The organism is Nostoc sp. CCY0012 (assembly GCF_963920855.1).
GTDB lineage: Bacteria > Cyanobacteriota > Cyanobacteriia > Cyanobacteriales > Nostocaceae > Cyanocohniella.
Genome location: NZ_CAWUDM010000066.1, coordinates 25,651 through 34,372, shown reverse-complemented (window position 1 = coordinate 34,372; position 8,722 = coordinate 25,651). Strand labels below are relative to the sequence as shown.

Genomic DNA, 8,722 nt, shown 5'->3' with positions numbered 1-8,722 from the left:
CAAGGGGACAAGGGGACGAGGGGACAAGAGGACGAGGGGACGAGGGGACAAGAACAAAAATGCTTCTCCATCTCCCCATCTCCCTCAAATCAACGCATCGTCACTATGGGTACACCTAACCATCCGGCAAAATTCTCTTTCTGGGAGGGATCGGGGTTATGGACTGGAACTATTTGATATTTAGTAGGATGTGGTGCCGTCAGGGTGACAGAATAAGTACGCAGTTCATCTTGGTGGAAAACTGTTACTTGAATTGTGTCGTTGGGTTGGTAATCTTTGAGGCGATCGCTTAATTGATGTGCTGTCAGACGTATGCCTTCAATAGCTAACAATTCATCGCCTGCATCAATACCTGCTAGTTGTGCAGGTGAACCGGCTTCCACTGATTTAATTACCTCTCGGCCATTGTCGGTTTTGGCTTTGATCCCCATGTAAGGTTCTTCTTCTCGTTCTGCTAGCAGCTGTAAACCAAAAGGTTCTAGGTACTGATTAAAAGGCAACTCGTCGGTACTATCAAGGTAGCGATCGCAGAAATTACTCAAGTCTACACCTGCGACGGATTCCATGACTTCTTGCAACTGTTCGGGAGTATAGCCAATTTCTGCTTGCCCAAATTTCCACCACATTTGCCGCATGACATCATCAAGCGATCGCTGATTGCCATGTCGCGCTCTAATCAGCAAATCTAGCAATAATGAAACCATTTCTCCCTTCAAATAGTAGGACATTTGGGAATTATTGCTATTGGTGTCTGGACGATAGAGTTTAATCCAAGCATCAAAACTAGACTCGGAAAGTGGTTGTACTTTGCGTCCTGGGGTTGTGAGAAATCTGGTTATTTCCTTACTCAAATGATTTAAATACGACTTTGCATCATAAATACCTGCACGTAACGGAATCAGTAAGTCATAGTAACTTGTAGTACCTTCACAGAACCACAAAGAAGGTGTATAGTTTTCTTGCTCGTAATCAAACACCTCTAACCCCTTGGGGCGAATGCGCTTGACATTCCACAGGTGAAAAAATTCATGTGCTACTAATTGCACAAAGCGCTCGTATTTATCCTGTGAGCGAAACCCAAAACGCTGATAAATTAAAGAACAACAGTTTTTATGTTCCAAACCCCCATAAGCTTGGGCAAATAAATGCAGCAGAAAAATATAGCGCTCATAGGGTAGACCACCAAACATCTGCGCTTCTACCTGGATAACTTTTTGGATATCAGCAATTATCCGCTGCGCTTGTAAATTGCCCTGTCCCCAGATTGCCAGTTCATGGGGTTTTCCTAAGACCTCAAAGTGATATGACTGGTGGTTTCCAATCTCGAAGGGACTATCTACAAGAGTGTCAAAATCGGCTGCCGAAAAAGTGTGAGCCTGGTTGCTGACTTGTGGTAAAGAAGTCGTTACCCGCCAGTCTGGGTGTGGTGGAACTACGGTGATGTTAATAGGTAGACTCTCCCAACCTGGGAGTCTAAAAAATATTGCTGCACCGTTGAAATAACCGTGGGTGGTATCCAAGTGATTTGTCCGTACCGATAGCTCATTGGCAAACATACGGTAACGTACAGTCACTTCTGAAACACCACTTGTATTCACCTGCCAGTGGTTTTTACTAATTTTTCGCCAAGGTAGAGGCTCATCTTGGGCAAAAGCCGCAAAATCTTGTAAATTCTTGGCGTATTCTCGCACCAAGTATGAACCTGGCGTCCATACAGGCATTTTCAAGTCAAGAATTGTTGATGAGTGGTTGATTAGCTGCAATGTCACTTCAAACAGATGTGTTTCTGGTTGAGGCATTGCTACCAGATAATGAATCGTTGGTACTGTTTCCTGGACGCCAATCTCGATACGAGGTGCTGTTGCTTCGGTCATCTGTAGTTAAGAGTTATAAATTCTGAGTCAATAGTTAATAGTCAATAGTTAGTGGTCAATAGTCAATAGCGTAGATTCAAGACTGAACTTACTTTTACTGTAGTTTTTTTCATAATGTACCGTCTTCTCATAGCACCCATTCCTCAAGACTCAGCTTTTAACTAGACTTTAGCCAATTCAGCTTCATAAATTGCAATATATTGCCAGATATCAAAGATCAAATGCAGGTGACATAGCACAGTGCTTGATCTATTGCTGAAAACATTTCATCAGCCTGAAATTTACCCCATACCCAATAGCCCTTGTTTTCACCATTTAAATAAACGTCACATCCCAATCATTACATTTATCATGATGCAGAAAGGGTAATTTCGTAAATATGTTGGTGTTCTAATCCTGATATTTTGGACTATATCTACCTAAGCTAGCTGATCACCTACATAAGACACTTAATTGACATGAGCCTGGAGAGCAATTTTGAGTCATTAAAGGTCTGATTCTGATTGACACCAACGATTCCACCCGCGCTTAGACCTTGCCTGCTAAATTGATCAACTGTTTGAAGTTGATGAGATCAATAATATTATTAGCGCTGTCAATTGATATCCAACCTTTTTCATGTAGTTTGTCCATGATTTTTGTGGTGTCGTCTACACCGATTTCTGTCACTTCTGCTAAATCTTTAAAAGCAATATTGAGAATTTCTTTGCCTTTTGCGGATTCTTGTCCGTAGCTTTCCCCCAAACTCACTAGAGTATGAGCAAGTTTGACAGCTGGCGGCGAAGAGCGAATTTGCAAGCGCTGGTTAATTTGTCGCAATCGTCTGACCATTAGCTGCAACATCCGGTGATGTAATTGTGGGTCTTTAAATAATATTTGAATGAAACGCTCTCTAGAAATGCTCAACAACTGCACTGGCGACAGAGCAATCACATCGGTGGAACGGGGAGATTCATCTAAAATCGCCATTTCTCCAAAAAAATCGCCTCGGCCTAAAATTGCTAGGGCTACAGCATCATCTCCGGATGTGCGTCGTACTTTCACCCAGCCAGAAACTATAAAGTAAACTGCGTTACCCCAGGCGTCTTCCATCAACACAGCGCGGCCCACGGGATATTCATGCTCAATTGCTACATTAAGTAACCATTCCAAAGTCTGTGGACTGGCTGTACTTAGTAAGGGAAAAAGTTGACTAAAAACCTCAGTTTGCATGTAATGTCTACAATAAATGAGTTCAAGTGTGGAAAATTAAATTGGCTAATATGAAAATTTCGTAACCGTCACTTAGTAAAAATACTGTATTTTATTGTAATAAGTGAAACAAAAAGTATCTTAGATCAACTAGCCTAAGATTTCATTACAACATAACAATTGTGTATGCGATCGCAATCAGCGCTTTCACTGACAGAATAGTTTCTAGTTGTGTTTAGGAATCTCACCAGTGTCTGTAAGTATTTTGATCTGTTTGTCTAAATTTTTGACTAACTTATTTAAAGTTTCCACAGCCTCTAATTGCTCTGATTTGGGGCTAGGATTGAGTAGGAGTCTTTGGTGCAGTTCTTGCAACTTCAAGCTGAGTTGTTGAGAAATACCTAAGGCGTCACGACTGAGACGGGACAACTGTTGCTGTTGATAAAATTTTAAAGCCGCTCCTCGTAAAACCTGTAGTGTCGCCTCTTCGCCGTACATTCCTGGCATCACCCGCAGGCGTAATAACAAGCGGTTTTGTTGATACAAGCATTCTTTTTCTACTTGTTTGGGTTCTGCAATTTGGCTCACTGGTAGAGAAGCAAATCGCTTCAATTCATTCAGTACTCCCTGAAATACAGACAGAGGAAGATTTTCTAAGACTGACTGCAATACTCCGTTATCACTCCAAATTATCCTCCCTTGGTAGGGTTGTCTTTCAAAATACAAGCGGCCTATACCTCCACCCAAAACTCTCCCTAGCAATTCTTGTAGTAGTTTTTTGGGTGCTAGTGTTGCTAGCACTTCCACAGGAGTGAATAATTCTGGAGCTTCTACTTGCAACACCGTTAATTTACTCAGTAATTCTGCGGCGGAAGTGTCTTCGGTTTGTTTTTTATTTCCAGTCAAAGACAGATGGGAACTGGGAAATAAGTTATCAAAATTTTGGTCATGCTCAGAAGATTGTGGAGTTGCGATTTTCTCTGAGGTGTTAGTTGCAGATGGAATGTTAGCAGCACTGGTTTTTGGGGCTAAATCCGCTCCCTGGTCATTCACCTGTCTAGTACCAGTGTCAGATGTATTTTTATAATTCAGGTAGGCTGACAAGATATTGCGGTGAGTATCATAGGCAAGTTCTTCAGGGGCTATTGTGCAATTAAGATGAGACAAAATCGGATGCAGGTAATCTAACGCCTTGCTGTCTTGGGGATCAACCATACCCAGTAGCAGCTTGTTGTCTGCCAATCCAAAAGGTACTATTTGGTGATATAGGCAAACTTCAAAGGACAAGAGATTATCAATCAGCTGGAACACTTGCTCGCGTTTTTGCTCCCAATTTTGGGAAGTGCCATGTAGCAATTGCTGCTCATGTGCTTTTGTATCAGTTGGTTTGCCCTCTGAAGACAACATAAGTTTAATTACTGAGTTTTTCTGGATATTTTATTTTCCTATAAATATAACAGACAGTAAATAAAGATACTTTGTTGACTGAATGAAGTTAAATTAATTACTAATAAAATTATGTATAAATCCTAACGTTAACATCCCAACACCTGAGTAGTTTGTATATTTATGTACTAGTTTCATGTGCGTAGAGGCAAAGCGGCAAGTTAACAGACATCTTTAGCCCTGAAACTCAGGGATAGCTGATTATTCCTGAGTTCTGAAAGATTGGGCTGCCAGATAAACTTTAGTCCATTCGCCCATCACTTGATGAGTTTTGAGCTTTAACTGTAGGGCTATTGCTTCTATGGAGTGGCCCGCTTTCCGTAAATCGAGTATTTGCCGCCCCAGAGGAGTTAATTTTTCATGAAGTTGCTGCCACTGATTTTGAGTTAGCCCCAAATTATTTTCTTGTAGAGAAATTGCCAGCCAGGAATCCACGAGTTCTGGTTTATTTTTGAGGGCAAAGACACGCACTGCATGGTAGCTAATTTTTTCTCGCAGGCGATAAACTTCTTTGATGGGCTTGTGCAGTTTGTTGGCGATTTCATCTTGAGACTTACCTTGGAGATACAGGCGCAGCCATTCTACTGCCTCAGGGCCGAGATTGCCTTGTAAATAATCGGCAAATTCTTGTTGTACTATCTGCCGCAGTACTTGTTGTTCTTCTAATTGTTGTGCTTCCTGATATTCGGCGATCGCTTGGTTATCAGCTAAGTTTACGCGAGTATCACTGTCATCTGTGAGTATTTCTTCGGAAACTAGCTTGATTAAGTCATTAGTGGGGACTTGGGTTAAGCCACCACGTTGGGTGCGACGTAAGTAGTTGACAAATCTATAGACGAGTAGTGGTTGATTGCGTATTGGTCGCATAGCATACTCTTCTATACTGGCAAATAACAAAATGTCTCGTAGCCGTTTATCCGTTGTAAACTCGGCGATACAAGCCATTTGCTGCTGCATATACTTATCGCTTTGCAATAATTCTTGCACAACTTCTTGCAAGACATCCATCACACCGCGCTGGCGATCACGACTTAAAGAAACCCATGTTTGAATTTTATTACGTAATGTAACTAAACTTCCCAAGCGCATGAGCAGGTTGCGATAAGCACGTTCTCTCCCCGTTCCCAAGTAGCGTTGATGTAAAATTTTCCAGCGATATTCCATTGCTTGTTTGGCAATATCGAGTTCCTTCGGGTTGAGTAAGTCGAACCGTGTGCAGTCACTGCCTAAAAGCCAGAGGACAATACTTTCTCTGGTGGCTATACTTTCATCGGGACAATCCGTAGCTAGACGATTGCCCCAATACTGCGCTAATTTTTCTGCCTCCGTTGTCATAGCGAGATTGCGCTCCTTGAAACCCTGTTTTAAAGTTTGCATCACAACCCCCATTTATCGCCCTTAATCTATAATTTGGCAGTTACCCATGAGTCTGTCTTTTCTAAGAAGACATCTCAACTGTTCTATTGTTATTACGTTGCAATTTACGAACTTTATGCAAAATGTATGGAAATATTTCTAACTTTTATTATTACTGAGTTTAATTGCTACAACTATTAAACTCAGCTATTCCAATTTGCAACAAGAATGTAAAAGATACAAGGCGGGGAACCAAAATAGAATCTGACTCAATACGGTTCAGTTAGAGCCAAAAACCTTAAATAGAGTAGGTTGGGTTGAGGAACGAAACCCAACATTTCCTGGGATTTGTTGGGTTTCGCTATCGCTTAACCCAACCTACTTTTCCTCTTAAGTGAACCGTATTGGAATCTGACTTTCTTGATGATCTCAAACCTGCTGCCTAACTACGCTAAGGCTTAGTGTTTTGTAGGCAGGGTAGGATGACAAATTGCTATTTAGATATCCGATAGTTGCTAAATTACGCACTAATCGGGGAGAAACAGGGGAGATGACGAGGTTGTTTTGTAAGTATTTACACGGGTAAATTTAGATAAGTCCCAAGTCTTTAATTGCCTGATTAATTAACTTATTTAGTGGATATTATACAAATTTTTGGCCACAGGATTATTTTTTATGGTTACTAATATAACTCAGTTTGTTTAAGTATTAAAAACCGTATATCTGTCAGACAAGTGAGATTTACTTCTGATGGCTATGACTACTTAATTAGACTTTACCTATGTGAAAATACATAAAGTAATTATTGTTGTGAGGTGCCATAGGCGATCGCGCCGAGCGCAGTAACTGAGTTAATCTCACTTTGCTAATCACAAGTTTATTAATTGATTAACACGTGGACTTTCAACTTTTGACCCCGAAGTAAGGTTTTAAGCCATACTTCGGACAAAAATTTTGGGATTACAGGGGAGGTGGAAACCCTAACACAACCTGAAGCTAGTCCGCGTAAGTCGGGAAATTCACCCACCGCAGTGGTTTTCTCTTGTAGGTGGACTGCTTTTTTTATTGTCTATTTTATTTACCTGTTAGATGAGCGCACAATGGGATTGTTCACAGAATCTCGATACTGTTGTACCTGTTCTGTGTAACCTATGGGCAGAACAGCTTCGACGTTTTCATGGGGACGGGGAATAATTACCCAGGATTCTAGAGTACCGCCATGAACATTTTCTGCGGCTTCAATACCAGCAGCCATAGCAGTTTTCACCTCAGAAACATCTCCGCGAATATTGATTGTAAAACGAGCGCTACCCACTCTGATATAACCAACAAGGGTGACTCGACCAGCTTTAACCATTGCATCTGCTGCTGCTAGTACAGCAGGAAAACCTTTAGTTTCAAGTGCTCCAACGGCCTGTAATGACATTAATAATCTCCTGTATGAAAAACGTATGTGGCGCAATCGATGAATTATACGCAGCTTTGCTACGTAGTTTAATGGCGAATTTGCCTAGAACATACGGAAGGGTTCAGATTCTTCGGTGAAGTGGATGGGTAGAATGGTTTCCACATTTTCTGGGGGATTAGGAACAATGTAGTGGGTGATTACTTGACCGCCATGAGCTTGTTCTCCGGCGGCTATTCCTGCTGCTACTGCTGTTTTAACTTCAGCAACATGTCCCCGAACAGCGACTAACATCCGAGCGCTTTCAGCTTGACCATAATACACAATTGTGACTGCGGCAGATTTTACCATTGCATCCGCTGCTGCTAGCACAGCAGGAAAGCCTAAGGTTTCAATTACGCCAACCGCCATTGGCATGGCATTAGCTCCTGAGTCAAAAAATGAAGTGATATCAATTGTACGAGGCTTTCGTACCAATTTTGACATTTGGCAAAATTTTCTGTCAGCCGCTTACTGTAAACTAAAAATTATGTTTCCTAGTTTTTTACCTCCCACAGTTGGGCAACTGACAGAACCAGCCTCCATCGCCTTGGCGCAAAGCATTCAAAGTCAAGCGATCGCTACCCCTTTAATTAATCAACTCATTACCACTACCTATGTAAAACAAGGTGATGGTGGTACACCTATTTTATTAATTCACGGTTTCGATGGTTCCGTATTAGAATTTCGTCGCCTTTTGCCATTGCTGGCAGAGAATAATGAAACCTGGGCAGTAGATTTGTTGGGATTTGGGTTTACAGACAGAATCCCAGGCTTACAATTTAGCCCCATTGCCATTAAAACTCATCTGTATCATTTCTGGAAAACCCTGATTAACCAACCTGTAATTTTGGTGGGTGCTTCAATGGGGGGTGCAGCCGCGATTGATTTCACCCTGACTTACCCAGAAGTAGTAGAAAAACTAGTTTTAATAGACAGTGCTGGGTTGAAAGGCGGTTCACCATTAAGCAAATTGATGTTTCCGCCATTGGATGCTTTTGCAGCTAATTTTTTGCGTAATCCCCAAGTACGCGATCGCATTTCCCGCACTGCTTACAAAAATAAGCTTTTAGCGTCGCTTGATTCTCAATTATGTGCTGCATTACATTTAGAAATGCCCAATTGGCATCAAGCTTTGATTGCTTTCACCAAAAGTGGCGGCTACAGTGCTTTTAAACTGAAGCAGCTTGCAGAAATTGTGCCACCAACTTTAATTTTGTGGGGTGATACAGATCAGATTTTAGGTACAGTAGATGCCAAGAAATTTGCCGGAGCAATTCCCCACAGTCAACTAATCTGGATTCAAGATTCCGGCCATGTCCCACATTTAGAACAACCACACATAACCGCACAACATATTTTAGAATTTCGGAAATTTGTTCGTAGTCAGGACTTTAGTCCTTAATATTGT

7 protein-coding genes are annotated in these 8,722 nt (G+C 41.5%); 1 reads left to right on the top strand and 6 read right to left on the bottom strand.

Going from position 1 to position 8,722, the window contains the following annotated elements:
- Positions 1-89: 89 nt before the first annotated feature.
- The 6 genes from ACM0OS_RS18675 to ACM0OS_RS18650 all read right to left on the bottom strand — a co-directional run bounded on the left by ACM0OS_RS18675 (position 90) and on the right by ACM0OS_RS18650 (position 7,689).
- Positions 90-1,874 (bottom strand): M61 family metallopeptidase, encoded by a 1,785-nt coding sequence (locus tag ACM0OS_RS18675; protein ID WP_414544697.1) that lies wholly within the window; start codon positions 1,872-1,874, stop codon positions 90-92.
- A gap of 528 nt (positions 1,875-2,402) precedes the next feature.
- Entirely contained in the window at positions 2,403-3,086 is a 684-nt protein-coding gene (locus ACM0OS_RS18670) for a Crp/Fnr family transcriptional regulator (RefSeq protein ID WP_414544696.1), read from the bottom strand.
- A gap of 204 nt (positions 3,087-3,290) precedes the next feature.
- Positions 3,291-4,472, bottom strand: coding sequence for a pilus assembly protein PilB (locus tag ACM0OS_RS18665; protein ID WP_414544695.1), 1,182 nt, complete (start codon positions 4,470-4,472; stop codon positions 3,291-3,293).
- Positions 4,473-4,712: 240 nt separating this feature from the next.
- Positions 4,713-5,900, bottom strand: coding sequence for a HetZ-related protein 2 (locus ACM0OS_RS18660; RefSeq protein WP_414544694.1), 1,188 nt, complete (start codon positions 5,898-5,900; stop codon positions 4,713-4,715).
- Between the two features lie 1,045 nt (positions 5,901-6,945).
- Positions 6,946-7,293 carry a carbon dioxide-concentrating mechanism protein CcmK gene (locus ACM0OS_RS18655; RefSeq protein ID WP_414544693.1) on the bottom strand — a complete coding sequence of 116 codons (348 nt, stop codon included), beginning with the start codon at positions 7,291-7,293 and terminating at the stop codon, positions 6,946-6,948.
- Positions 7,294-7,377: 84 nt separating this feature from the next.
- A complete protein-coding gene (locus tag ACM0OS_RS18650; protein WP_414544698.1) occupies positions 7,378-7,689 on the bottom strand; it encodes a carbon dioxide-concentrating mechanism protein CcmK in 312 nt (103 codons plus the stop codon).
- A gap of 112 nt (positions 7,690-7,801) precedes the next feature.
- Between ACM0OS_RS18650 and ACM0OS_RS18645 the strand changes: the two genes are divergently transcribed.
- Positions 7,802-8,716: an alpha/beta fold hydrolase gene (locus ACM0OS_RS18645; protein WP_414544692.1), complete on the top strand. Its 915-nt coding sequence runs from the start codon at positions 7,802-7,804 to the stop codon at positions 8,714-8,716.
- The last annotated feature ends 6 nt before the right edge of the window (positions 8,717-8,722 follow it).

Excerpts from the sequence above, each read along its gene's own strand:
- ACM0OS_RS18670 (WP_414544696.1), bottom strand. The coding sequence starts at position 3,086 with ATGCAAACTGAGGTTTTTAGTCAACTTTTTCCCTTACTAAGTACAGCC.
- ACM0OS_RS18650 (WP_414544698.1), bottom strand. The coding sequence starts at position 7,689 with ATGCCAATGGCGGTTGGCGTAATTGAAACCTTAGGCTTTCCTGCTGTG.
- ACM0OS_RS18660 (WP_414544694.1), bottom strand. The coding sequence starts at position 5,900 with ATGGGGGTTGTGATGCAAACTTTAAAACAGGGTTTCAAGGAGCGCAAT.
- ACM0OS_RS18665 (WP_414544695.1), bottom strand. The coding sequence starts at position 4,472 with ATGTTGTCTTCAGAGGGCAAACCAACTGATACAAAAGCACATGAGCAG.
- ACM0OS_RS18645 (WP_414544692.1), top strand. The coding sequence starts at position 7,802 with ATGTTTCCTAGTTTTTTACCTCCCACAGTTGGGCAACTGACAGAACCA.
- ACM0OS_RS18655 (WP_414544693.1), bottom strand. The coding sequence starts at position 7,293 with ATGTCATTACAGGCCGTTGGAGCACTTGAAACTAAAGGTTTTCCTGCT.
- ACM0OS_RS18675 (WP_414544697.1), bottom strand. The coding sequence starts at position 1,874 with ATGACCGAAGCAACAGCACCTCGTATCGAGATTGGCGTCCAGGAAACA.